The 22,929-nt window shown below is 45.8% G+C and carries 27 protein-coding genes and 1 pseudogene; 13 read left to right on the top strand and 15 right to left on the bottom strand.

Translation table 11 applies throughout. From position 1 onward, the window contains the following. The first annotated feature begins 66 nt into the window (after positions 1-66). The 10 genes and pseudogenes from D082_RS07390 to D082_RS07350 form a co-directional block, all read left to right on the top strand. Positions 67-2,385 carry an NACHT domain-containing NTPase gene (locus D082_RS07390; protein ID WP_028948601.1) on the top strand — a complete coding sequence of 773 codons (2,319 nt, stop codon included), beginning with the start codon at positions 67-69 and terminating at the stop codon, positions 2,383-2,385. 130 nt (positions 2,386-2,515) lie between these two features. Next, a complete protein-coding gene (locus D082_RS07385; protein ID WP_028948600.1) occupies positions 2,516-3,442 on the top strand; it encodes a BON domain-containing protein in 927 nt (308 codons plus the stop codon). A 216-nt stretch (positions 3,443-3,658) separates the two neighbouring features. Beyond that, positions 3,659-3,841: a CsbD family protein gene (locus D082_RS07380; protein WP_028948599.1), complete on the top strand. Its 183-nt coding sequence runs from the start codon at positions 3,659-3,661 to the stop codon at positions 3,839-3,841. Between the two features lie 131 nt (positions 3,842-3,972). Continuing rightward, positions 3,973-4,605, top strand: coding sequence for a hypothetical protein (locus D082_RS07375; protein ID WP_028948598.1), 633 nt, complete (start codon positions 3,973-3,975; stop codon positions 4,603-4,605). A gap of 69 nt (positions 4,606-4,674) precedes the next feature. Further along, positions 4,675-5,154 carry a CsbD family protein gene (locus D082_RS07370; protein ID WP_028948597.1) on the top strand — a complete coding sequence of 160 codons (480 nt, stop codon included), beginning with the start codon at positions 4,675-4,677 and terminating at the stop codon, positions 5,152-5,154. A gap of 284 nt (positions 5,155-5,438) precedes the next feature. Then, entirely contained in the window at positions 5,439-5,594 is a 156-nt protein-coding gene (locus tag D082_RS18305; protein WP_144428723.1) for a lmo0937 family membrane protein, read from the top strand. A gap of 79 nt (positions 5,595-5,673) precedes the next feature. Further along, positions 5,674-5,931, top strand: a complete 258-nt coding sequence (locus D082_RS07365; protein ID WP_051738760.1) for a hypothetical protein — start codon at positions 5,674-5,676, stop codon at positions 5,929-5,931. A gap of 55 nt (positions 5,932-5,986) precedes the next feature. Further along, a complete protein-coding gene (locus tag D082_RS07360) occupies positions 5,987-7,774 on the top strand; it encodes an alpha-amylase family glycosyl hydrolase (protein ID WP_028948595.1) in 1,788 nt (595 codons plus the stop codon). Positions 7,775-8,005: 231 nt separating this feature from the next. Further along, entirely contained in the window at positions 8,006-9,298 is a 1,293-nt protein-coding gene (locus D082_RS17350) for an S-layer homology domain-containing protein (RefSeq protein ID WP_158506500.1), read from the top strand. A gap of 88 nt (positions 9,299-9,386) precedes the next feature. Continuing rightward, positions 9,387-9,641: pseudogene (locus D082_RS07350) on the top strand (acetyl-coenzyme A synthetase); the annotation flags it as partial. Here D082_RS07350 and D082_RS07345 read toward each other — a convergent pair. After that, positions 9,627-10,181, bottom strand: coding sequence for a DUF2854 domain-containing protein (locus tag D082_RS07345; RefSeq protein ID WP_028948593.1), 555 nt, complete (start codon positions 10,179-10,181; stop codon positions 9,627-9,629). The pseudogene D082_RS07350 and the gene D082_RS07345 overlap by 15 nt on opposite strands. Positions 10,182-10,513: 332 nt before the next feature. Between D082_RS07345 and D082_RS07340 the strand changes: the two genes are divergently transcribed. Then, positions 10,514-10,783: a DUF3143 domain-containing protein gene (locus D082_RS07340; RefSeq protein ID WP_028948592.1), complete on the top strand. Its 270-nt coding sequence runs from the start codon at positions 10,514-10,516 to the stop codon at positions 10,781-10,783. A 137-nt stretch (positions 10,784-10,920) separates the two neighbouring features. Here D082_RS07340 and D082_RS07335 read toward each other — a convergent pair whose 3' ends face one another. After that, positions 10,921-11,145, bottom strand: coding sequence for a Calvin cycle protein CP12 (locus tag D082_RS07335; protein ID WP_028948591.1), 225 nt, complete (start codon positions 11,143-11,145; stop codon positions 10,921-10,923). Positions 11,146-11,410: 265 nt separating this feature from the next. On the opposite strand from D082_RS07335, the gene D082_RS07330 reads away from it, so the two are divergent. Together D082_RS07330 and D082_RS07325 are read left to right on the top strand one after the other, a co-directional pair. Beyond that, entirely contained in the window at positions 11,411-11,707 is a 297-nt protein-coding gene (locus D082_RS07330) for a 2Fe-2S iron-sulfur cluster-binding protein (RefSeq protein ID WP_028948590.1), read from the top strand. Next, on the top strand, positions 11,697-12,710 hold the full coding sequence (locus tag D082_RS07325; RefSeq protein WP_028948589.1) for an aromatic ring-hydroxylating dioxygenase subunit alpha: 1,014 nt from the start codon (positions 11,697-11,699) through the stop codon (positions 12,708-12,710). The genes D082_RS07330 and D082_RS07325 overlap by 11 nt, the downstream gene beginning before the upstream one ends. Before the next feature lie 49 nt (positions 12,711-12,759). Here the strand turns inward: D082_RS07325 and D082_RS07320 are convergent, their stop codons facing one another. The 13 genes from D082_RS07320 to D082_RS07260 form a co-directional block, all read right to left on the bottom strand. Further along, a complete protein-coding gene (locus D082_RS07320) occupies positions 12,760-13,023 on the bottom strand; it encodes a hypothetical protein (protein WP_238546878.1) in 264 nt (87 codons plus the stop codon). Positions 13,024-13,075: 52 nt separating this feature from the next. Next, a complete protein-coding gene (locus tag D082_RS07315; RefSeq protein ID WP_028948587.1) occupies positions 13,076-14,044 on the bottom strand; it encodes a GAF domain-containing protein in 969 nt (322 codons plus the stop codon). A gap of 126 nt (positions 14,045-14,170) precedes the next feature. Continuing rightward, entirely contained in the window at positions 14,171-15,346 is a 1,176-nt protein-coding gene (locus D082_RS07310) for a lipid-A-disaccharide synthase-related protein (RefSeq protein WP_028948586.1), read from the bottom strand. A 24-nt stretch (positions 15,347-15,370) separates the two neighbouring features. Beyond that, positions 15,371-15,634, bottom strand: coding sequence for a hypothetical protein (locus D082_RS07305; RefSeq protein WP_038531461.1), 264 nt, complete (start codon positions 15,632-15,634; stop codon positions 15,371-15,373). A gap of 63 nt (positions 15,635-15,697) precedes the next feature. Continuing rightward, positions 15,698-17,560, bottom strand: a complete 1,863-nt coding sequence (locus tag D082_RS07300; RefSeq protein WP_238546877.1) for a serine/threonine-protein kinase — start codon at positions 17,558-17,560, stop codon at positions 15,698-15,700. Between the two features lie 121 nt (positions 17,561-17,681). Beyond that, positions 17,682-18,626: a tetratricopeptide repeat protein gene (locus D082_RS07295; protein WP_238546876.1), complete on the bottom strand. Its 945-nt coding sequence runs from the start codon at positions 18,624-18,626 to the stop codon at positions 17,682-17,684. A 145-nt stretch (positions 18,627-18,771) separates the two neighbouring features. Next, complete coding sequence (locus D082_RS07290; RefSeq protein WP_028948582.1) at positions 18,772-19,083, bottom strand: 2Fe-2S iron-sulfur cluster-binding protein; 312 nt, start codon at positions 19,081-19,083, stop codon at positions 18,772-18,774. Positions 19,084-19,116: 33 nt separating this feature from the next. After that, complete coding sequence (locus D082_RS07285; protein WP_028948581.1) at positions 19,117-19,587, bottom strand: allophycocyanin; 471 nt, start codon at positions 19,585-19,587, stop codon at positions 19,117-19,119. A gap of 54 nt (positions 19,588-19,641) precedes the next feature. After that, positions 19,642-20,124 carry a 2Fe-2S iron-sulfur cluster-binding protein gene (locus D082_RS07280; RefSeq protein ID WP_028948580.1) on the bottom strand — a complete coding sequence of 161 codons (483 nt, stop codon included), beginning with the start codon at positions 20,122-20,124 and terminating at the stop codon, positions 19,642-19,644. A gap of 39 nt (positions 20,125-20,163) precedes the next feature. Then, complete coding sequence (locus tag D082_RS07275; protein ID WP_028948579.1) at positions 20,164-20,829, bottom strand: V4R domain-containing protein; 666 nt, start codon at positions 20,827-20,829, stop codon at positions 20,164-20,166. Between the two features lie 2 nt (positions 20,830-20,831). Further along, complete coding sequence (locus tag D082_RS18995; RefSeq protein WP_028948578.1) at positions 20,832-21,341, bottom strand: phycobilisome protein; 510 nt, start codon at positions 21,339-21,341, stop codon at positions 20,832-20,834. Positions 21,342-21,355: 14 nt separating this feature from the next. Further along, the gene (locus D082_RS07265) at positions 21,356-21,766 is read right to left on the bottom strand and encodes a hypothetical protein (protein ID WP_028948577.1); all 411 of its coding nucleotides are present in this window, start codon (positions 21,764-21,766) and stop codon (positions 21,356-21,358) included. Next, positions 21,763-22,494: a V4R domain-containing protein gene (locus D082_RS07260; RefSeq protein ID WP_051738756.1), complete on the bottom strand. Its 732-nt coding sequence runs from the start codon at positions 22,492-22,494 to the stop codon at positions 21,763-21,765. Before D082_RS07260 ends, D082_RS07265 begins: the two co-directional genes overlap by 4 nt. Positions 22,495-22,929: the final 435 nt, after the last annotated feature.

Genomic DNA, 22,929 nt, shown 5'->3' with positions numbered 1-22,929 from the left:
GGTTTTGTTAATTTTGTGCAACTAAATAAACCATAACGCTTGGTTCTCGCGGGGCTTTTTCGACCTATGGTCAAACGATCACTCCAGGCTTCCCCTTCTGGCATTCAACAGGCGAAAAGATCTTTTGCGCTCAAAGGTTGGACCCAAGAGAATTTAGCGGCCGAAGTTAATCTGAAAACCCGTCAGCCAGTATGGCGTTTTTTCACTGGGCAACCGGTTGATCGCCAAATATTTATGGAACTCTGTTCAATTTTAGGTTTGGAATGGCGGGAAATTGCCCATAATCCCCCAGCGGAATTTCCTATACCCGGGGAAAAAAGTTCACCTGTTACCCTTGATATTGAAATCTTGGTGGAACAAACCCGTGCCCAATTGCGGGAAACCGTTGCCAATCAATGTGGAATTTTACAACTTTTAGATATTAGTCACCCTGTCAATATTAATGACATTTATATTGATGTCAATATTTTAAAGAAAATTACTAGTCAACAATATTTGGCGATCGCTGACCTGAAAAATCTTGATCGTAAAAACTTTGATCAAGTGGGATTAGGGAATGGAGAGCAACAATCCATTTCTGGCATGGAATTGGCGAAAACCCAAACTAAACTTAAGGTATTGGGTCGTCCAGGGGTGGGGAAAACAACTTTTTTAAAACATTTAGCCATCCAATGTAATCAAGGAGAATTTGCGCCCCACTTGATACCCGTATTTATTTTTCTAAAGGAATTTGCAGAGAATTCTAGGGAGAGAGATAAATTTAGTCTAACCTATTACATTGGCCACAAATTCCATAGGGGAGGCATAACTAATAGCTCAATTCTAAAAAAACTGTTGAAGGAAGGAAGGCTGTTACTGTTATTCGATGGTTTGGATGAAGTGTTGGAAGATGATATTTTCGACGTGTTAAAAGAAATTCGTAAGTTTTGTGAGCAATATTATAAGAATCGCTTTGTGGTGTCCTGTCGCACCGCCGCCCAAGAGTTGCAATTGCACAGTTTTACCGATGTAGAAATTACCCCTTTCACCCAAACCCAAATAGCAACTTTTGCTCAAAAATGGTTTATGGCCCTTACGGAAAATGACTCAAGGACGGGAAAAAATCAAGCGGACGAATTTATTAAAAAACTAAACTTACCGGAAAACTGGCAGTTTCGGCAATTAGTAGTTAGCCCTTTATTTTTACATCTAGCCTGTTGGGTTTTCCAAAGTCAAGGTAAATTTCCTCTGAAGCGGACGGAGTTTTATAAACAAGGCATAGATTTACTTTTAGGAAAATGGGATAAAACCAAAGGTGTAGCTAGGGATGAAATTTATCAAGGTTTTTCATTGCCCCATAAAATCAAATTATTGGGTAAATTGGCTTCCGTTACCTTTGAGCAAGAGAAATATTTCTTTGAACAAACTGTAGTCGAGCATTACATTAGTGATTATTTACGAGCTTTACCGGGAAATAATCTGGAACCAGAGGAATTAGAGGTGGAAAGCGAAGCCATGTTAAAAGCCATTGAAGCCCAGCATGGTCTATTAATCGAACGGGCTAGGGGAATTTTTTCTTTTTCCTCGTTGGCTTTTCAGGAATATTTAACGGCTCGAACAATTGTGGCGGATTATAATTTGCGGGCCTTAGAAAAATCCTTAGAAGGTTTAGTTAGCCATGTGACCGATCGCCATTGGCGGGAAGTATTTTTGTTGACTATGGATATGTTGAGGAGTGCCGACTCTTTGGTGCAGTTAATGAAACAGGAGATTGATGATTTGGTGGCGGAAGATCCATATTTACAGGATTTTTTAAAATGGGGTGATCAAAAATCTCCAGAAACTGCTGATGAACCTAAACTTGTTACCAAAAGAGATTTTTATTTAGCCCTAGCAAAATCCCCCCAGGCCACAGCCCATTTTACTTTGGCTTGCACTTTAGACCAGGAACTGTTCTTGGATGCAGCATTGGAAAATTTAGTTTTAGAATGTACCACTGATAAAAGCCAAAAAATTGCCCAAACTCAGGTTTGTCATTTAGCCCTGAGTAATGTGTTGTTAATGGTTTTGGACGCAGGCTTTTATAAATCCTTGCAACAGTTACGGGAGCAAATTCCCCCAGATACCCATAGTCGAGAACATTTAGATAAATGGTGGGAAACCCATTATGTGGAATGGCTAGAACAATTGAAAAAGGCGATCGCCGACTTCCGCAATGTTAACCAACAATGGCACTTTACCCCGGAACAGGAAATAATTTTAGAGAAATATTATGAAGCCAATCAACTATTGATTGATTGCTTAAACAGTGACGGTGAAGTAACCCCTGCCATTCGAGAAGAAATTGAAGCGACGATGGTGGTATCGGAAAAAGAAATGGAAGATCGCGAATTACTGGATACTTAATATAATTAATAGTTATGTGAATTTTATTAACAATTTAGCTATTCAAACAAATCAACCTCTTTAAGAAACATGATTTCACACAGGCGGGTGTCATGATTAACGGAGTCAAATATAGTCAATAGTAAACAAAATGGTTAACTCTAAATCCAATGATAGGTCTAGCTGGGTTGTTCAGCGGGAATATCGAGATGCCCAGGGCATTACACAAATGGAATATCGAGACTCCTCAGGCAATATTCACATTGAAGCTAAAAATTCCAATGCCCAAACCAGCTCCTATGAAAGTGGTTATGCCAATGGGGTTTTGGTGGCGGAGAACAGTCAAAATGAGCAGTTAAAGCGGGAAGAAGTTGCGGACAGACAGGTCTCTAGGAGCCTATTAGTAGGTTTAATTATTGCTGGGGTTGTGGGTATATCCGGTGCCATGGCTTACTATCTATTCCAAGCCAATAGTCCCGATCCTGTAACGGTGATAACTACCCCCATTTATCAAACCGATACCGATAAAACTAACCCAGGTCTAGAGCCAAATAATTCTCCAACTGTGGTGGAAGAAAACCCCATTACTAATATTAATCCTGCCCAGTCTGTGGAATCTAAACCCCGGGATGTCAATATTACGGTTAAAACCGAAGCTCCAGCCCCTACCTCCGCCGCCCCGGCCAAAGCCCCGCCAAAAGCGGCAGTAGCCCAACCCACTAAAATCACCGCTGCTCCCGTTAAAGCTCCGGTTCAACCAACTCCAGCCCCGGCGATCGCCCCGATCCCTCCCCAGTCGCCAGCCATTGCCCCCATGGCTCCGGTACAACCACCATCCAATGCCCAGGCGGCCAACCTGGCTAAAACCGACAGTCAACTAAAAGATGAAATTGTCCTGGAATTTAATCAACAATTTTCTGGTAATCAGTTGTCAGTTAATGTTAGCCAAGGCAATGTCAAAGTAAGCGGCACGGTAGCTAATCCAGAACAGCTATCCCAAATCCAGCCCTTACTGCGCTCCATGGAAGGGGTTAAAACCATTGACGTAAAAGTTAACTCGAAAATGTCTGCTAATTAGTTTGCCATTTAAAAGATTAAGCAAAGCTATGGGCAAACTTTAATTAAACCAACTTTGACAGACAGATTGTTTGATTTGACATTTTTATCGTATTCAATCAAATCAATCTGAAAATCAACCATATGCGGTTTAAAGTCAGGATATTAGAAGAAAATGCTAGCCAAATCCAGGTAAGGCATTTTTTCAACCATTTTTACTCAATTTCAGGAGCGCACCATGAGTTTAGAAGATAAAGCTAAAGCCACTGCTAAAAATATTGAAGGTAAAGTCCAAGAAGGCCTTGGTAATTTAACTGGAGATAAAAAAGATCAAATAGAAGGTAAGGCTAAACAAGCAGAAGCTAGTGTTCGCCATGCCGTTGAAGACACTAAAGATGCAGTCAAAAAGGCCATTGATTAATTAACTGCTTTTCACACCCCTTAAAGTCCTAAGTTGATTGTCATTTAAGAATGCCATAAATAAGTATGGTTAATCATCGAGAAGCCTATTTCTTGATGATTGTTTTTCCCTTATATCAGAGAGAAATAATTATGTCAGTACAGCATGCAATTGGTACTTTTTCTAGTTACGAAATTACCGAAGCCGCTTTGCAGGAATTACGACTAAACAATTTTGCCATGGGGCAGGTTTCGGTGGTTGGTTTGGATATCCATCAACAAACTGAAATGGCTGGAGCCAATACCAGTAATCGTTTGGGCAGTATTGGTAGTTTGGATCCCCAAAATAATCAAGCGGGAGAAAAAGCAATGGATGGGGCGATCGCCGGAGTGACGGTGGGGGGATTTGCTGGTTTGCTGGTGGGTTTGGGGGGTTTGATTATCCCTGGTGTAGGGCCGCTGATACTAGCGGGAACTTCAGCAATGGCGATCGCCGGCATGGTTTCTGGGGGAGTACTGGGTACCATTGCGGGGGGATTAGCGGGAGCCTTGGTGGGGGTTGGTATTCCTGAAGACCGGGCCGAAATTTATAGTAATCAAATTAGCGAAGGCAACTATTTGGTCATGGTAGAAGGTACCAGTTCTGACATTGTTTTTGCTGAATCTATCTTCAATAAACATGGCATTAATAATTGGTACATTTACAACGCCCCCAGCCGTACTGTAACAACAGTCATCACCACCACTAGTAATCGCCCCATTGCCAGTTTTAACGGTCAATTTTAGCCATTTTGGCTAAAGTCTAACGAATTTTAAGACTCGATCAATTATTTCAATATTATTTTGGAGTTTTCCATGTTTTCTTTGCAACAATTACGTCGCTTTTACTATCGGTTAACCTTGACCGTCATTTTGTTAGTTACTGTTACCTTTAGTTTTGGTGCCGAAAAATCTTGGGCTACCATGCCCATTACCGAATTAATCAACTCTACCCAACCCCAGATTGCCACTATGAATCGCATCAATGCCATGTCCAAAGATGTGGAAGGCAAAACCCAGGAGGCGATCGGTAATCTCACTGGCGATCCGAAAAATCAAATGATGGGTAAGGCCAAACAGGTGCAAAGCCAAGCAATGAATGCCGCTGAGGATGTCAAAGAAAGTACGGAATTAAAAGGCCGAGCTAAAGCTATTGCCAAAAATCTTGAGGGTAAAGCCCAGGAAATGAAGGGCAATATAACCGATAACTCCCAAGACAAAATTATGGGCCAAGCTAAACAAACGGAAAGCCAAGCTCGCAATTTAGTTGAAGATGTCAAAGATATGTTCCGCTAATCTTTGCTAAATAGGCAAATCTTGATTTAGGAAATGTCGCCACCAACTAAGGGAATCTTAATTAATATCTTTCATGAAATCCTAAGTATTGATTGAATTCCCTTGATTAATCATCTTAAGCCATAACTTTTATGACATTTTCTCCTAAACGATACTGTCAAACCTTAATTGACAAAAAATCAACCCTTGGTGTATTTAGCGGCTATAAACAAGAAATCATCTACAATGCCTTACGTCATAAACAAAATAGATTTTATTTTCACTGATCATCTTTAGAGGCTAATATGTTAGACATGGTTTGGACGGCTGTTATTATTCTCTTTATTCTTTGGTTGTTGGGATTCTCCATCAACATTGGCGGAAGTTTAATTCATTTACTTCTGATCCTAGTCTTGATCGGCATTATTTATAATTTATTCATCAAAAAAAGACTTGGCTGATAAATGATAAAATCAATTTTCCTTATATTTTCATATTTTCTTTAGTTTAAAATCTTAAAATTAATCAGGAGCGTTGAATATGTCCCTTACGAGCAAAGTATCCCACCACAGCGGCGACAAGGAGTTAATTCCCGCCGAAACACCATTGGCAGTAACCGTTGATCCTAATTTACCCTCTGGCTATGTCCAAGACGAGCAAGGTGTTCTCGATAACTACGCCGTAGAACCCGCCATAAGTCCCGTTCATCAGCCAACCCCGGAGATTTTAATTCTCTTAGGTTTAGGGGCGATCGCTATTTTCTTTAGTTTGATGTGGATTGTATCTGAAGTTAGTTGATTATTCATAATTGTTGATTAATCAATTATGAATCTTGAATGTTGAGCATTAGACCATGAATACGACCAAAAAAATCAAAGGAATGGGATCAATTTTACATCCCAATGGTGTTGCTTTTCGGCTCTGGGCTCCCCACGCTGATTCCGTTACCGTTACTGGTTCCTTTAACAATTGGGATGACCAGGGACAGCCTATGACGGCGGAGGAAAATGGTTTTTGGTATCTTGATGTGCCCAAAGCTAAAGCGGGGGATGAGTATAAATATTTAATTGCAACTCCTAACGGAATACTCAAACGCATTGACCCCTATGCCAGGGAAGTAACCAATTCCGTGGGTAATGCCATTGTCCATGATCCTAGCTTTGATTGGCAGGGGGATGATTTTGCCATAGCTTCCTGGAATGACTTGGTCATTTATGAGTTACATGTGGGTACTTTTAATGATGACAATAAAGGGGATTCTGCAGGGGAATTTTCCTCTATTTCTGCTCGACTTAATTACTTGAAAAAACTTGGTGTTAATGCCATTCAGATCATGCCCATTGGTGAGTTTGCTGGGGAGATTTCCTGGGGCTATAATCCTTCCCATATTTTTTCTGTGGAAAGTAGCTATGGCGGCCCTTTAGCTTTTAAGCAATTTATTAAGCAAGCCCATGGCCATGGCATCGCCGTTATTTTAGATGTGGTTTACAATCACCTCGGCCCAAGTGATTTAGACCTTTGGCAATTTGATGGTTGGTCCGAAGGCGATCGGGGGGGGATCTATTTTTACAATGATGACCGGGCCAGTACTCCTTGGGGGGACACCAGACCGGATTATGGCCGGGGGGAAGTGCGGCAATATATTATTGACAACGTGTTGATGTGGTTGGATGAGTACCACATTGATGGCTTACGTTTTGATTGCACCCAATTTATTCGCACCGTCAATGGTTTTGAAGACCAAAATTTATCCGATGGCTGGACTCTTTTACAATGGGTTAATGAGGAAGTTAGCCGACAGTTTCCCGGTAAAATCACCATTGCTGAAGACTTGCAAAGTAATGAATGGATAACTAAAGATATTGGAGCTGGGGGAGCAGGATTTAGTTGTCAATGGGACGCTATGTTTGTTCATCCCATTCGACGGGCTGTAATCACTACGGCGGATGAAGATCGTTCCTTGGCCGCTGTTCGGGATGCCATCAACTACCGTTATAACGATGATGCGTTTGGTCGAGTGATTTACAGCGAATCCCACGATGAAGTTGCCAATGGCCAATCCCGAGTTCCCCAGGAAATTAGTCCCGAAGATCCAAAAGATTGGTATGCCCAAAAGCGTTCTACCCTAGCGGCGGCAATGATCTTTACGGCCCCAGGGATTCCCATGTTGTTCCAGGGCCAGGAATTTTTGGAAGCGGGTTGGTTTCGGGATACAGTGCCGGTGGATTGGGAGCAACGGGATGAATTCCATGGCATTGTGCGACTTGATCGAGATTTAATTAGTTTGCGGCGTAATTTAGGCGGTTTTAGCAAAGGCCTTTGTGGGCAATTTACCCAGGTTTATCACCTCAATGAAGCCAAGAATATGATTGCTTTTCACCGTTGGGAGCAAGGGGGTATCAATGACGATGTGGTGGTGGTGGCTAATTTTTCCAATCAGCCCCACTATAACTACACCCTAGGCTTACCGGCCGAAGGATTTTGGCCGTTACGTTTTAACAGTGATTGGCAGGGATATAGTGATGCCTTTGGTGATTTTTTAAGCACAGATACTAGGGGAGAACCTGGAGAGTACGACGGTTTTCCTTGGCATGGATTGGTATCCATTGGCCCTTATAGTGTGTTGATTTTTTCTAGGTAGCCTCAGTCGGAGGTGCTTCAATTTCTATTCGCTTGTTCAGTCGGTTTACAAAGAGTCCTTAACCCGAACTCAAATTGGGTAAATTTTGGCTAAATTAATCATTGATTAATGGGAAGTTACGACTAATTTGTCTTTCAAATATCTAATTCAATTTTTTTATAGGCTATTATGAGTTTCTTAAATCGCACTTTGGTTAGCCCTAGTCTGATTGCTTTTACCTTTATATCTATAATGCCTAGGGTTTTGGCCCAGTCTTCTAGCTTTGGGGATTTACAGGGTTACTGGGGTAGTCAATACGTTACAAATCTAGCGGAACGGGGTATCATCGGCGGTTTTCCCGATGGCTCCTTCCAGCCCAATGGGGAAATTACTAGGGCCCAGTTTGCGGCGATCGCCGTTAAGGCCTTTAATTTACCTTCCGGCAATAGTGCCCGTAATTTTCGGGATGTTCCGGCTAATTATTGGGCCGCCCCGGCAATTTTAGCGGTTAGTAATTCCGGCTTAGTAACGGGATTTCCCGACGGTAGTTTTCGCCCAGAAGAAAGGATTACCAGGGCCCAAGCTTTAGTGATTTTGTCCAAAGCTTTGGGGAATAACACCAATGCCAACCCCGATGGTTTAAATGCCTATGGCGATCGCCAAGCGGTACCGGAATGGGCCATGGATAGTGTGGCGAGGGCGGCCAATGCGGGGATCATTGTTAATTTTCCCAATACTAACCAGATTAATCCCAATAACTTGGCCACTAGGGGAGAAGTGGCGGGGTTAGTTTACCAAACCTTAGTCAAGCTAGGGGACGGTAATTTTGCTCCCATTAATATTGGTCTTAATAACTCTGTCACCCCTGCCCCAACTCCACCGCCCCTAAGTGGTTTAGTAATCGACCGGATGGAAACCAACAGTAATCCTCGCCAGCCTTTACGGGAAGGGGACGATTTGATGATTCGAGTTTATGGCACCCCAGGAGCCACGGCCAGTTTTGAATTAGACGGGCTCAATCAGAATCGCTCTTTGACAATGCAGGAGGTTCAATCGGGTATTTATGAAACTACTTACCGCATTGGTCGGGGTGATCGCCAAATCAATGCTAGGCCGGTGATTACTTTCAGCCGTTCCGGGCAAAATTCCGTCAGTCGCCAATTCAACCGGGCGATCGCCATCAATCCTGACAACTCAGGTGATCCAAACAATTCCGGCAATTCTGGTAACATCGGTTACACTTTGCGACCGGAAATCACCAACTTTATCAACAACGACGTAATTCGTTTGCCGGATAATTTGATCGGTCAAACCCTTCCCGGGGCCAATGTGGAAGTAAAAATGGAAGCCCTCCGTACCGTGATGGGGATGCTGAATATTTCCCAGAATGTTTTTCAAGCCACTGTGCGGGCAGATCAAAATGGACAATTTATTGTTTATATTCCCCAGGTTAATGGGGAATCAGGTACCATGTATCAGGTAAGAATGACCGCCACCCAGGGCGATCAAGCCCAAAGCAGTGAGCTACTTCTACAGCAGGAATAGGTTTCTATCCACCTAATAATCTGTCGGCAAAGTTCTGCTCTGCTCCCTGAATCTCCGGCAATATTGAAGTGAAGGACTTTTAAGTAGTTTCGCCTTTGTGTTCCTGGAAGGTAATGCCGAACTAAGTGAAGAGTTGAAACAGGATTTGGTCAAGCACGTTGCCGCAGAAATTGGGGCGATCGCCAGGCCAGCGGAGATCCGTTTCACCGATGTGTTACCCAAAACCCGTTCAGGCAAAATAATGCGTCGTTTGTTGCGGAGTTTGGCATCGGGGCAGGAAATTTCTGGGGATACTTCCACCCTCAAAGATCGTTCGGTACTGGACAAATTACGGGAGGGCTAATTGGGAAATTAGGTTGACTAGCACCACTTTTTCCTGGGGCTGACTGACAGTAACCTCCAGATCTGGTCCAAAAAACTTGGCAATTTTTTCCTGTTTTCCTTGCCAGGTTTCGAGGCTGATAAAGGGAGAATCAAAACTTAGGGTCAGCACATATTTTCCTTCCCACTGCTGTTCCAAGAGGCTAGTAAGCACAGGCCGTTCCTCATCGGTGGGGCTCAACCCCAGTCGCTCCAGGGATTCGTCTAAGTGGGCTTCCTGGCCGTAACGGTAACGGGTCACATCCTTACGAATTTGGTTTTGGGTGGGGGTAGCCAGTTGATTCCGTAGGGTGACAATTTTTTCCGGGGTCGGTTGACTGAAGGGAATTGGTTTCAACTCCGCCGCCTTAAGGGCCAATCCGCCCAACACCAGGGGAATACCATAGAAAAAGCCAGCCAAATTGAGGGTGGCATAATCCAGGGCGTAGGCTACAAAGCCTGTGATGGTGAGAATCCCCCCCACTGTTAATCCCACCGCGGCCAAAGAAATTTTAGGAAGCATTTAAGTCAAATACCGTTGCAAAACTGGCAAGTCAATTCCCGCCATGGCAATAGTATCCAACAAAATCGAGATCCCCAGCCACCACAACCGGCAATTATTGGATTTTTGCGCTTTCCCCTCGGGATAAAGTAATGACCGTTACTCTCTGTTTTCAACTGGTTTCTTCAACCCTAGCCAATGCTCTACCATATTAAAGATTAGAACTGATTCTCAGTGAAGCCGGAGGCCTGCACTCTGTTGCTTGCCAACGGGCCTAGATAGTTCACACTGGGCGAGTTTAGCCAACAACCGATCAAAATTATTCCCATTATCTTTCTATTTTTCCATCGCCCATGAGTCTCCCTGCTCCGGAAACGCCCCTCTACAATCATCCCCTACCGCAACTGGAACGCTGGCTCATGACCCTGGGCTGTCAACAGAATCGTGGCGATCGCCATTGTTGGTTTCTCAAGCAAGGAGATTGGGATGCGGAACTGAGTTTGGATACCGAAGAATTGGTGGTCTGCTACTTTCCCCACCAACAGCAACGGAAAGTGGTGCGAAGCTTCAAATATTCCCTCAGCCGTCAAGACGTGGAAGCAGCAGTGCTGGAAGGACCCTAGGGCAATGCTAGTGGCCCAGCAAAAAGCAGCAACAACCCCCAGGAAATTGTCACTGCTTTGAACAAAAACACTGCTTCAGAAGTGATGGCGATCGTCAGTCTCATCAATGACGATCAAACCGTTAACCAGATTAACCCTTAGTCGTCGTAAATGCGGCACTCAGCGGCGTCGGGGTTTTCGTCACAGAATTTTTCTAGGGGGGTTTGGGTTGGGTGTTGTTGGCGTTGGTGGGCGGCCTCCGCTTCTAGCTCTTCCACCGCATCCCAGGCCGCGGCGCACTCCGCCGGGGAAGCTTCATCAGTGCTGCAAACCTGTCTAGCGTTGGCTAGCTCCTGTTCGATTTTTTCTTGAATATTGCTCATAAAGTTTAACCGCCTGCAATTATCTACATAGAGTAAGGCTCATTCATGTTAGCGAATTTAGTTGGCTTTGGGTAGAAGGAAGCACCACAGAAATATGCGGTTTTCCCCCAATGTCCAACCATTGGTAGGGTATGGAGATTATCGCTCGCAACAGCTAAACACCTTGGGATATTTAACCTAGAGGTCTGATCTCCCCAGCCGTTGACGCTATGCCAGAGGTCTTTCACAGCGCGCCCCACAGTAAAGTTCAGAAGCTTAAAAAATTATGAATAATTGCGTAATTTCTTTTCCCAAAACTACTTTTTCCTGCCTATCATTAAAAGCCCATGCTTGTCTAGCAGAATATTTAACTGTGGAGAACTCACCGATTTTATTTGGTTGTCGCACAGGGTTATGCGGCACTTGTTTGGTGAAAGTTATTGGTGAAATTCCCCCGCCTAAAGCGGAAGAAAGGGAATTATTAGCAATTCTAGCCCCCCAGGATTCCCAAGCAAGGCTTGCCTGTCAGATTGAGTTAACGGGAGACATTGCCATTAGCCCTTATCAAACCGATGCAATTTGAAGATTTCTGGTATGTGGTGGCCCACAGTGAACAATTAAAACCGGGTCAGATCATTGCTAGGCAAATTCTGGGGCAATGGTTAGCTATTTTTCGCACCCAAAATCGTTTGGCGATCGCCGTTCAAGACCGTTGTGTTCATCGCCATGGTCGTCTTTCCTGCGGTTCAGTTGAACAGGGAAACCTTCATTGTCCTTACCACGGTTGGGTTTATGATCAGCGGGGTAAAGTAATTGCGGTGCCGTCAGAGGGTCAGCAATTTAAACCAAGGGAAAATTTACAGACTAAATGCTACCGAATTTTGGAACAAGAAGGTCTGATTTATGTTTGTTTAGGGCAACCCAGTAAATCTCCTTTTGCTTTACCTCGATACGGTGAAAAAGGTTGGCATAGAATCAGGCTAATCCATCAATTTGCCAACGGTGTGACCAATTGTGTGGAAAATTTCATTGACATTCCCCATACAGCTTCAGTACATCCTGGTATTTTTCGTACAGCCCAAAGGCAGGCTATACAGATGACTGTTAGTCGCCATCAAGGGGAAGTTAAAGCCGAATATCATAACGAAAAAAATAATTTGGGCTGGTGGAGTAGATTCCTCAATCCCCGGGGTAATGAAATTACTCATACTGACCAGTTTATTATGCCCAATGTCACTTCGGTGGAATATAAATTCTCCCCCCAGCGCCATTTATTTATTACTAGCCAATCGGTGCCAGAAACAGAACAATCTACCTTAGTTTATACGGATATCGCTTTTAATTACGGTAATTGGAACTACTTTGCTATTCCTTTTATTTGGTGGACTGCCAAACGAATTATTGCCCAGGATTTGAAAATTTTAGCTATGCAACAACAAGTAATCGCAAAATATGGCTCTAACTTCAATCATACCCCCGCCGATACCATCCATATTTTTGTGGAATCTATCCGTACGGCGATCGCCAAAGGGGAAGATCCCCGAGATCTACCAGATAAAACGGTAGAAGTAACTTTTTATGTATAAATGCTTGAGGTTTATCAATGCCAGCTTTTCCTAGCCAAAAGGCGATCGGTTAATTGCCCTTGGCCCCCGGTTTGGGTCGACGCATTCCTTTGCCCAGATAGGCTATGGCAAAAGTAGTCAGGGCCATCATAGCTAAATTAAAATTTTGGGTGGTGCCCCAGAGAGTGAGGGGACAGAGGAGAAAAACAGCAACACTAAGATATATTTTTCCTTTTGTGTCCCCTATTTTTTTGTTAGTTTGACTAGATCTATTGCTGATTTTTCTGGGAGTAAATAACTTTTTTAATAACCGAGTATTTCTCATGATTTTCATTATTGGCAAAACCTATCAACATCTATTTCGATCATGTTCATTTATGAAAAATCTAAGCGGGTAAAAGGATGCAAACAACATGAACAACTTGGCCTTGGCCATCGGTAATAGGGGAAAACCAAGCATCGTAAAACCAAGTGCCGTAGTCTTTTCTTTCTAGTTGTACACTAACTGATTCGATGACGTTATTGGCTAGGGCATGGCTGATCAAATTTTTTAATTCGTTGGCTTCAGGTAACAAATAATAAATTGATTTACCAACACTTTCTTTGGCATCCAGACCAATTTGAGCTAGATATTTACCGCCACATTTGAGTAATACTCCCTGATTATCTAAAACAAAAATAATGCTGGGAAACCAATGAATAACTTGATTTAATAGATCATCTTCCTGTTGGATTAATGTCTCATTCTGTTTGTGTTTTGTTTGAATGCGGGCGTTATTCAACACAAGGGCAATCAACTCCGCTGTTTTCTCCATCGCGGTGGCGCTAGCGGGGGTGAAATGATCCGCTTGGGAATGCATTAGGGTTAAAATGCCCAACAATTCTTCTCCCCAGACAATGGGAACCCCCAGGGCAGAAAGGGCATTGTAGGGTTCGTCCGGCAGTTTTAGCCAACGGTAATCCTTGGTAGTATCGGTGATTAATCCCGTTCTTTTATTTTCCCTGACCCAACCCGCTAAACCTTTATCCAGTACTTGGCCAACAATGGTTTTTTTCTGGGTTTGATCCGTCGCTCCCCGGGCCAAAATGCTTTCTGTTACTCTTCCATCCTCATCGAGCAAAAAAAGACTGCCTAGCTGGGCTCCGGTTTGTCGGATGGAGGCTTCCAGGGTTTTTTGCAACGTGGCTTTGATTAACATCCTCCCCGCCGAAACGTTGGTGAGGGAAATAAAACCCTTCAGAATTTTATTTTGGATATCCAGGGTATTGTGATTGGCTTTGAGGGTGGCCAATTCTTTTTCTAGGGCTTCGATTCTGGCTAGGGATTGATCCGGATTCTGATCGTAGATGCTCATACGTAGGGGGGACGATGAAAATTGGCCTAGATGCTTTCATCCTAATCCTCCTAGGTATTTTCCGGTTGTTAAAGGAGAGACTTTTCCTGAATCGGTCTTCCGGATGCTGGACATTCCCAGGCCATACTATCCTTTGCTGACAATGGTTGCGGCGGTTGTGGCAATATAATCGGCGATCGCCTGGGAGCCACCGGGGGGGCCAATGCGTTCTTGCCCGTTATGCCAACATTGCTGTTGATAATGGGGATCTGCGAGAATTTCCAGGGCTTTTTGACTGGCTTTATTGATTAAGCCTGGTTCTTGGGGACTTTTGCCAACGGTGGTGACCGAATAACCCAGTAGTCGCATTTGGGCTTCGGCAAAACCGTAGGTAAATTGAGGACCTTGGCCGGGAATTTGCAATACTGGTTTACCTAAACCCACTGCTTGTTCCACCGCTGTCCCCGCCATGCCCAACACTAAATCCGCCTGATGCAAAATGTCGGCAAACTGATGCCAGGATAGATGGATCGTACATTTACCCCGTTCTAGGCGATCGCCGTGGCATTGCCAACCTTGATTCTCAGCTAGGATTTGCAAATGACCCACCGTTATCGCCGGCACTAGGGCGGCCCAAAAATCCACCGTTTTTTCCTGGGCAATGGCTACGCATAGGGGCAACAATTGGCTCAAATTATTTAAAGCTTCCGGCACTCGACTACCGGGTAAAAGGGCAATGAGGGTTTTATTTTGCCGTTCCAATTGATGGGCCGTCGGTTGTAGAGCATCCATAATCGGGTAACCCAAACAACGGATGTTGATCCCCCGTTGACCTAAATCCTCAGCGGTTAAATGGTCTTTGGCGATCGCCCCCAGACAATGGGGGGATTTTAGGCACCAGGCCACGGTGAATGGCAGAGGTAAGCGACCTTCGTAATAACTGGAATTAGCCACCAAAAAACTGAGGTAGGGTTTACCACTCAAACGGGCAAAGGCCAGGGGGACAATGTCACCGATCGCCACAATTAAATCAAACTGCTCTTTTTGTTTGATTAGAGCCTGTATTTGTTTGATGGTTAATGCCACCAGACCACCAACAATATCCCGCCACCAGGTCCGCCAGCCAGTGTAAATTAGCCCCCCGGAAGGCAGAGGCTGGGTTGGAGCAATGAGAGGAATTCCTCTGTGTTGGTATGCCTTACCTTCCCCCACTAAGGGTAGGGCAAATAAATTAAACTCCGGCGATCGCCGTTGCAGTGCATCGATAATCAAGCCAGCGTTGAGGTCTTCCCCGTGGCCGTTGCTGATGAAGAGAATATTCACTGGGGTAATGTTGGCAAAGCTGTTTTAATCATCCCGATTATCCCCGTCATTATCATCGTTGTCGTCACCTTCGTTATCCCCATTGTCTTCATTGTCACCGTCATCATTTTGGTTAGAGTTAGTATTATTGCCATCATTTGTCGTTCTAACGTTCTGCGGCGGCGTATTCTGTTGGTTTTGTTGGCCTTCTTCCCCCCGATTACCAGTACCACCGCAACCGGTGACACTAACCAAGCAAGCGATGACCACCATGGACAACAGCAAACTAGGTTTAAGCGTTTTAGGCATTTTCATAAATCGCAAAAGGGCAAAGATAACTTTTCTTGGTAACAATGGTTACAATCTGCCATCTTAGCGCCTTTCCTGACGTTGGCGGATAACGCCCTCCACCTCAGCACCTAAATCCAGTAGATGTAAATTCCCCTGGCCCCCTTGCCAAGTGGCGATTAAACAAAGATAGCGGTCTATGGGGGTGACCGCCGTGATGGTTTCTCCGAGGTCAAAGTTACCAAACAAAAAGCCTTCATAATCCAAAAGAGCCACCCGCCCTCGGCGATCGGCCAGCAAATAACCCCAGGGAAAGGGCTCGATAAATTGGGGTTGAAGATTTAGGGCAATGCGATTGACCTTGAGGGGTTGCAGACGAATCAGAACTCCCGTTTGACTGGAGTTAGGAGTTAAACCAAAAAGATGGTTCCGGGAGTAGCGATTAACCGCCAACCGGGAAACCCAAAAGGAAAGCCTAAAGGCGGGAAAAACAGAACCTCTTCGATTAAATAGGAAAAAAACACTGTGATGGTTGCCGGAACTTTGCTTTAATTGCACCAATAAGCCATGGTTTTGATCCAAAATTAGCAACTCGGAAGCCCAAGGGATGGTCACTGCCGACGCCACTGGTGCCCTCAGGTCAGTCCTCCAGATTTGCAAATAACTTTTTTCCCCTTGCTGATCGGCCGTCACCACAGCTAGGGTTTTGCCGCCGGGACTAACGTTGGCCAGTAAACGATTTGCTTGGAAATTAATGTGGGGTTTGGGTAGGGAAATGGCACTGAGCAGAGTTTCACGCCATTGGAAAAACTGCCACTGGGCTGATTCTGGCCCCTGGAGCATCAGACTGATTTGGTCTTCCTCTACTTCAAAATTAGTAATGGTTCCCGGTAGCCCCAACGACCATCGGGGTGAAGGGTGGTGGTTAAAATTGCCATCGCCATATTCCCAGAGGTATAGTTCAGCACCATTGCCCAGGTATAACCAAAATCCTTCCTGCCTTAAATGGGTGACAGGAAATAACAGAGGAGTGCTGTGTTTGAACGTAACTGTAAAAGCTACGGGAGGTGGGGCAATGCAATGGTAAAGATAGCCTTTGCCAGGGGGGAAATCTTTCTGTAATGTTTCTTTTTGAGCTGTTTCTATGGCATGGGCCATGGCCGCTGCGTTGGGGAACCGTCGTTGGGGCAGTTTTTCCAGAGCCCTTTGGACAATGGGGGCAATTAGGGGGGGAAAGTCCGCCGATAATGTTAAGCGTGCATTTAAATGGGCCACCTGCAACGCTTTGGGAAATCCGGAAAAGGGGCGATCGCCAACAATTAGTTCGTACAGTAAAATTCCCACCGAGTAAATGTCAGAGGCGATGGAAAACTTGCCGTAAAAACGTTCGGGGGCCATATAGGCCGGTGAACCAGTGTAACCTTTGCCGAAATTGGGATTGCCCGTATTTTCCGTCAGCTGAGCAATGCCAAAATCCGACACCTTCACTTGCCAACCATCTGTGCGGGGAATTAGAAGAATATTGTCTGGTTTGAGGTCACAGTGGACAATGTTGCGCTGATGGGCCTGTTCCAAACCTAGTAAAATCTGTCGCACTAGGTCGATTTTGCCCACTAAACATAAATCTCCATCCCCATCAATGATGTCCCGCAGGGTGCCCCCCTCACAATAATCCATCACCAAATATCTCCCCCCGGGATGGTACTCCAGACCGTGGCAGGCCACAATATTGGCATGGCGCAGGGTGACTAGGTAGCACAGTTCCCGCAAAAACTTATTGGTGGGAAATACCCGATGTTCTAAATCCTTCAGAGCACACATTCTACCCGTGGCCCGATGGATGGCACAATAAACCCGCCCGAATTGCCCCTGTCCAATTTGTCCAAGAATTCTATATTGGGAGCGGGGAAACAGCGGCATAACCGCCACACCGGCAGTCTTTACCATAGAAAACACGCCCGGGACAAAGAGTAACTCCATCTTACCCTTGTCCTAGGCGATTATTGCTGTTGTTGTTGTCTTGGAGGCAATGTCAAAGGTGTTTGGGGACGGGCCTAAATATCAACCCTTAGCCAAATAAGTTGGCCGCAGTGGTTTCACTCTCCTCCACCAATAGGGGCTTAATTTCTCGGCTCGGCTCGGCAATGTAGGCTTCATGGCCAACGCTGTCGGTGTGGGCAGCCACGGAGAGAGTTTCCGACTCTATCTCCTCTAGTGGGCCCTCATAGTATTGCTTATGCAAAGCCCGGGCAACTTCATAATTATCCAGGTCTCCCTGGTCAAAATAAAGCTTGTAGGCCTGGCGCAGATCATCGGTGGCCTGCTTGCGGTTATCCAGACGGGCATAGGCCATGCCGCGGTAATGAAAAGCACCGGCCAAATCCCCTTTAAGGCGGATGGCTTCGGTACAATCCCGCACCGCTTCACTCCAATCCTCCAAACGGTAATGGCTGAGACCCCTTTGGTAATAAGCGTCAGCGTGGGCATAGGCGGCAATGCTTTGGGTGCAACTTTCCATGGTGCGTAGCTCGGCGACTACGGTCAGCAAATCCTGATGTTTACTATCCAAACCAGTGTGGGTTTGCTCCGCGGCCGCTTGAAAAGCTTCCAATTCCCTCTGGAGAGCCGCTAAAGCTCCGGTCAAATTCTCCTGGTTCGCGGCGATCGCCCGTTGCTGTTGCCCCAGGGAAGTTTGAATATCCCCATGGAATCTTTGTAGATATTCCTGTAGACTAGCTTGATTTTGATTGACTAACTGGACAATCTGGGCCGCTGAAGCCTGTTGACTCGCCAGTAAATGCTGTTCCAATTGCTTACGGTTAAACAGATGGAGTCCGACCCCCGCCGCCACTGGAATGACCCCCGCCGCTGCACTGTTGGTGACAACACTGGCGATCGCCCCCCCAATTAACGCTATGGCCGATAAACCGTCCCAGATCCCAGAACTGTAGCCCGCCGTGGGGACGGCATCGGGTTGGGTAGTTACCGCTTGTTCATTAACTTGATTTTCCATAATGATCCTCATTCCTTTGCCGACAATGGGCAGAACAGAGATTGCTAGAACGAATAAAACTCATCGACAATTCATCCACTTAGTTTGAACAGCTTGGGCATTCTGGAGAAGAATTCCGCCGGGGTGCAATGGATAATGGAAGGGATTAACCAAACAAAGCTTCCTCTTGGTGGGTCAGAATTTTGCAGTTGGAAGTGGCATAGGCCGCACAGAGCAAGACACAGCCCGCCGCCAATTCCTCCGGTTTGAGGAAATCAGACCCCTTATCCGTATGCTCAATAGTTCCCTCCAGCAACAGACCCGCACAGGCCACACAGGAAGCAGCCCGACAGGAATAGGGCAAATCTATCCCCTGATTTTCCGCCGCTTCGAGAATTAACTCATCCTCCGCCACCTCAATGGTGACATTACTGCCCGTAGCTGGATTAACCAAATTAACGGAATAAATTGCACCCATGAATGACCTAAACAATGGACTAAAACCAGTGGACTAACTGCTGAGGATAGTGTGGTCCAACTTCAGCGCTGGCAATACCATGGCCACCTCATCGGGTTCGAGGAAATCCTTGACGGTTTCTTGAATCACCTTATAGCTAATCTTGGCGTACTCAGTATAGTTGTAGGCCCGCACAATGGTTTGATACCAGATCAATAACCCCTCCCGCAGACGGTCCAAATCTCCGAATAGAATGGCTGTAATGGAACACCGGAAAACATTAGTCATGTCCCGCCGACAAATTTCCGTCACATCCCGATCGCCCATGTGAAAGGTATCCTGGGGCAGACTTCGTTTTTGTGCTTCCCAGCGGTGGATAATTTGTTCCTCATTATCCCGGATTTTTTCGTAGGCACTGACGCGGGTTTCCGCCGTATCCAGGAAATCCTGGAGGAATTGCAACTCCTGATCGGTGGCATAGCGCCCATCCGCATCAATGGTAAGACGGGTCAACGGCTTAAACATAAATAATAGTCCTCATAAAAACAAACATTAGACCGCCACAGGTTGGCCGGGAACCTATTCATCCGCATCCTTAGCAATTTGGATTTTGGCCGCCTGTAACTGATCATCCAGTTGACTGATCATGGAACGGGTGATTAACTTCCCTTTTTCCACCAGAATGCTCCCATCCCGAGGATTTAAGATATTTTCCTCCGCTCGACGGCCGATCAGCTCCTCAATATCCTCGATTTCGCTGACGTACATCCCAGCGGGTAACTCCACCACCACCCCTTCATCTAATACCCGAGCCTGGCAGGCCAAGCGGGAATAACGATTATGGGTAGTAATCACCTCCAGGGTGCGCTGTTCCCGACGGTTGAGGGGGGAAAGACTTTCCATCCCAGCGGTGATGTAAACGTGGCAGGTGGCACACATTCCCCGACCGCCACACTCCTTCATGATCCGTAGATCCTGACTGAGCAAGCCCGAGAGCAGATTATCATTAGTCTCGATGGCAACTTTTAAATTAATGGGGTCGAGCTTAATGGTTTTAGCCACACAATCCTCCTTGGTGCTGGCAACAGCTAAACGATGGTACTAACCCTGTTGGCGACAGAGCAGTTCCATAATGGTGGCATGGTCATGGCCTTCTGTTAACCACGCAGAAACCGGTTTAAGCCGTTCCTTCAGACCGAGGATGAAAAGATTTTTTTCTGCCCCCAGGGATTCACAGGTGGTTTGCTCACAGTGGAGATTTTCCCCCGTTAACTGGGAGAAAAAGGCAGCGAGAATTCCCGCTTCCAGGAATCCCATGGGGTTCTTGCCCTGGGGAGCACAGGCAATGAAGGGGGAATTGACCACTTCCGCTCCAATGAAACCGTTTTGGTAATATTTCAAATCGATTTCCACTAGCCCGTAACCGTGGGTTTTCCAGCATTGCTTGAAAGTCTGCAAAAATTCCACCATTTCCATGGCCTGGATGGGTTTGCCGTAATATTCCTGGAGTTCATCGGCAAAGCGTTTGTAGAAAGCACTGCCCCAGGTTTTGCCACAGGCGGTGAGGGCCACCCCCGCTCCAATGCCAAGTTCCGAATCGAGGGCTGTAAATAAACCCCTAATTAAGGTGTCTGGCAAAGCAATAAGCCGTGCCCCACTGCGATTTTCCAGCAAACCAAACTCATTATCCCCTTGGAGGTAAATGTCGGGGGCAAAGTAATTGCCTTTGGAAGGTTGGGCTGAAATTAGAGCTTTAACATCGATCATAGTTACTCTCCTAGGGTTATCATTTCTTCTTCCTGCATGGCTGAGACGGGGGCCTGGCCGAGGACGGTCTGGTCGGCTTGGACTAGAAAGGGTTCTAGGAGACGATATTGAGGAACCCCCAAGAGGGACTGCAACTGTTCCTTGAGCAATGCAGATAGTCGGGTTTCGATCGCCGATAGGTCGTGGGCTTGAACCATACCTTCGAGCCATTCCAGTAAACGGTATTGGAGATATTCCGGATTACTGAGGAGCATGGCCATGGACCCATAGCGCAAAATGCTAATCCAGTGCAGGAGGGCCTGTTGCAATTGGGCTGCCGGGGCGTTGCTAAATTCCTCTTCCAACTGGTCGGCGATCGCCTGGAAAATGACAATTTCGTTATCCCGGACTAGACGATAAGCACTCAGCCGTTCCCCCATCAACCCCAGCTGCTTACGGAAGGCAATGATTTCCGGAGGTTGGAGATAGTGGTCCTCGGCCCGATGAAAGAGCCGTTCAAAATCTTTTTGCATAGTTTTATAGGTCCTTAGAATAAATCGGAAAGATCTTCCAAGCCGATGGTTGGTTCCAGCTTGGCCACCGGTTCCCTGGATTGGACTGGGACCTTTGCCTGGAGTAAGGTTCCCCTCGATAAACCTTGCCCCTGCCAATCAATGCCCCGACAAAATTCCGCCACTGAGGCAGTGAGGGAAAGGGGACGGGGGGGAGCTTTGGGACGATGTAGGGCCGGTAAGTTGTCCTCTGGAGCATTGGGGGGCTGGCCAGTCCAATTTGCCTGGGTAAAGAAGTCCGTCACCGACAGACAGAGCAAAGAAGGTAAATTATCTAAACTTTCCTCCTTCACTGAACATTCCAGCACCGGCGGCGCTCCCTGCCAGTTATAGCCCCGGAAAAAATCCCCTACCTTCATTTGCCCCCACTGGGCCTGGTTCATCATTTGAGGTATTCCCCTTTAACGAGTTTGGTGGCAATATCGTTGGCATTGGCCCCTTCGTTTTGCCAGAAAGTAGCGGCATCAATGCGGTCCTGTTTGCCGATGAGGAACTTACAATAGGTTTCCCCCATGGCATAGCACTGGATCTCAATGCAGTTGAGGGATTTGTTCACCAAACGACTGAAGAAACCCGCCAGCAGGCCAGCGTAAATGTGGCAGACCGGTTTACCCACATCGCCTAAAGTCCGGGCTACGGCGGAATCAAAAATATCCACAAACAAAAAGCCATTTTTCTGTTCACTCAGGTCAATGGCCCAGTTACCCCAGCCCTGGGCGGTAAAAGGCCACCACCAGCCTTCCAATACATAATTAAGATTTAGTTCACTCAGGGAACTCGTATAACCAAATTCTGAGAGAAACCATTTGTTGAAAAACTCTGCGTCGTAATGGCCCCACTCCTTGCCAATGTTATACATCACCACACTGGAAGCATTACCCACTTCCTCTTGCAATCCATCGATTAGCCCCACAATAAAGTCTTCACTGGTGAGGACATTGCGGCAATTATTCCAGTCCACAATGGAACCAGAATTCATTTGAAAACAAAAAAAATCTTCCACTTGATAGTGGTGATGTTTGTTGGGGTGAACTTTTCTTAAACTGTGTTCCAATAGGTTGGAACCGTCAACCCGGATCGGAGTATTTGATGTACTAATAGAGGTTAAAACCATGGACGATGTCCCCTTAAATTATGACTGGACTACGATGGGCAGGATTCAGCTTTGCTGGGTAAGCATTTATCTCCATATTAAAATAAATCCATTGATAGAGTTAAAGTACTGTCTTAGATCCCAACCACCGGGACCGTCGACCGATCAACCCTTGCTTACATTGCTCTGATATGCTAGATTTCTGGCAATTAACGGAGTTAGATAATTCCTAAGCAAACCTGGATAATTTCCCCCTACTCTAGTTCGAGCCTAGGTAATAAGTACAAAGACAATTCTGCGCCGTTTTTCATTTCCCAACATTTCTAATCTTGGCACAGGTTTCGGCTAGGGAAGAAATCTTCGTTACAAAACTTTGTCAAAGCGAAAAAATAACTAAACATTTCTCCATTAATTATTGTTACAAAAAAGCCTTATCTTTAGGGGTCTATGTCCAGA

The sequence above is a fragment of the Synechocystis sp. PCC 6714 genome (assembly GCF_000478825.2).
Taxonomy (GTDB): Bacteria; Cyanobacteriota; Cyanobacteriia; order Cyanobacteriales; family Microcystaceae; genus Synechocystis.
Note: the sequence above shows the minus strand (reverse complement) of the source record. Positions and strands in the feature narration are given on the sequence as shown.

Coding starts and splice junctions, on each gene's coding strand:
- D082_RS07390 (WP_028948601.1), top strand. CDS start 67: ATGGTCAAACGATCACTCCAGGCTTCCCCTTCTGGCATTCAACAGGCG.
- D082_RS07385 (WP_028948600.1), top strand. CDS start 2,516: ATGGTTAACTCTAAATCCAATGATAGGTCTAGCTGGGTTGTTCAGCGG.
- D082_RS07380 (WP_028948599.1), top strand. CDS start 3,659: ATGAGTTTAGAAGATAAAGCTAAAGCCACTGCTAAAAATATTGAAGGT.
- D082_RS07375 (WP_028948598.1), top strand. CDS start 3,973: ATGTCAGTACAGCATGCAATTGGTACTTTTTCTAGTTACGAAATTACC.
- D082_RS07370 (WP_028948597.1), top strand. CDS start 4,675: ATGTTTTCTTTGCAACAATTACGTCGCTTTTACTATCGGTTAACCTTG.
- D082_RS18305 (WP_144428723.1), top strand. CDS start 5,439: ATGTTAGACATGGTTTGGACGGCTGTTATTATTCTCTTTATTCTTTGG.
- D082_RS07365 (WP_051738760.1), top strand. CDS start 5,674: ATGTCCCTTACGAGCAAAGTATCCCACCACAGCGGCGACAAGGAGTTA.
- D082_RS07360 (WP_028948595.1), top strand. CDS start 5,987: ATGAATACGACCAAAAAAATCAAAGGAATGGGATCAATTTTACATCCC.
- D082_RS17350 (WP_158506500.1), top strand. CDS start 8,006: ATGCCTAGGGTTTTGGCCCAGTCTTCTAGCTTTGGGGATTTACAGGGT.
- D082_RS07345 (WP_028948593.1), bottom strand. CDS start 10,181: ATGCTTCCTAAAATTTCTTTGGCCGCGGTGGGATTAACAGTGGGGGGG.
- D082_RS07340 (WP_028948592.1), top strand. CDS start 10,514: ATGAGTCTCCCTGCTCCGGAAACGCCCCTCTACAATCATCCCCTACCG.
- D082_RS07335 (WP_028948591.1), bottom strand. CDS start 11,145: ATGAGCAATATTCAAGAAAAAATCGAACAGGAGCTAGCCAACGCTAGA.
- D082_RS07330 (WP_028948590.1), top strand. CDS start 11,411: ATGAATAATTGCGTAATTTCTTTTCCCAAAACTACTTTTTCCTGCCTA.
- D082_RS07325 (WP_028948589.1), top strand. CDS start 11,697: ATGCAATTTGAAGATTTCTGGTATGTGGTGGCCCACAGTGAACAATTA.
- D082_RS07320 (WP_238546878.1), bottom strand. CDS start 13,023: ATGAAAATCATGAGAAATACTCGGTTATTAAAAAAGTTATTTACTCCC.
- D082_RS07315 (WP_028948587.1), bottom strand. CDS start 14,044: ATGAGCATCTACGATCAGAATCCGGATCAATCCCTAGCCAGAATCGAA.
- D082_RS07305 (WP_038531461.1), bottom strand. CDS start 15,634: ATGCCTAAAACGCTTAAACCTAGTTTGCTGTTGTCCATGGTGGTCATC.
- D082_RS07300 (WP_238546877.1), bottom strand. CDS start 17,560: ATGGTAAAGACTGCCGGTGTGGCGGTTATGCCGCTGTTTCCCCGCTCC.
- D082_RS07295 (WP_238546876.1), bottom strand. CDS start 18,626: ATGGAAAATCAAGTTAATGAACAAGCGGTAACTACCCAACCCGATGCC.
- D082_RS07290 (WP_028948582.1), bottom strand. CDS start 19,083: ATGGGTGCAATTTATTCCGTTAATTTGGTTAATCCAGCTACGGGCAGT.
- D082_RS07285 (WP_028948581.1), bottom strand. CDS start 19,587: ATGTTTAAGCCGTTGACCCGTCTTACCATTGATGCGGATGGGCGCTAT.
- D082_RS07275 (WP_028948579.1), bottom strand. CDS start 20,829: ATGATCGATGTTAAAGCTCTAATTTCAGCCCAACCTTCCAAAGGCAAT.
- D082_RS18995 (WP_028948578.1), bottom strand. CDS start 21,341: ATGCAAAAAGATTTTGAACGGCTCTTTCATCGGGCCGAGGACCACTAT.
- D082_RS07265 (WP_028948577.1), bottom strand. CDS start 21,766: ATGATGAACCAGGCCCAGTGGGGGCAAATGAAGGTAGGGGATTTTTTC.
- D082_RS07260 (WP_051738756.1), bottom strand. CDS start 22,494: ATGGTTTTAACCTCTATTAGTACATCAAATACTCCGATCCGGGTTGAC.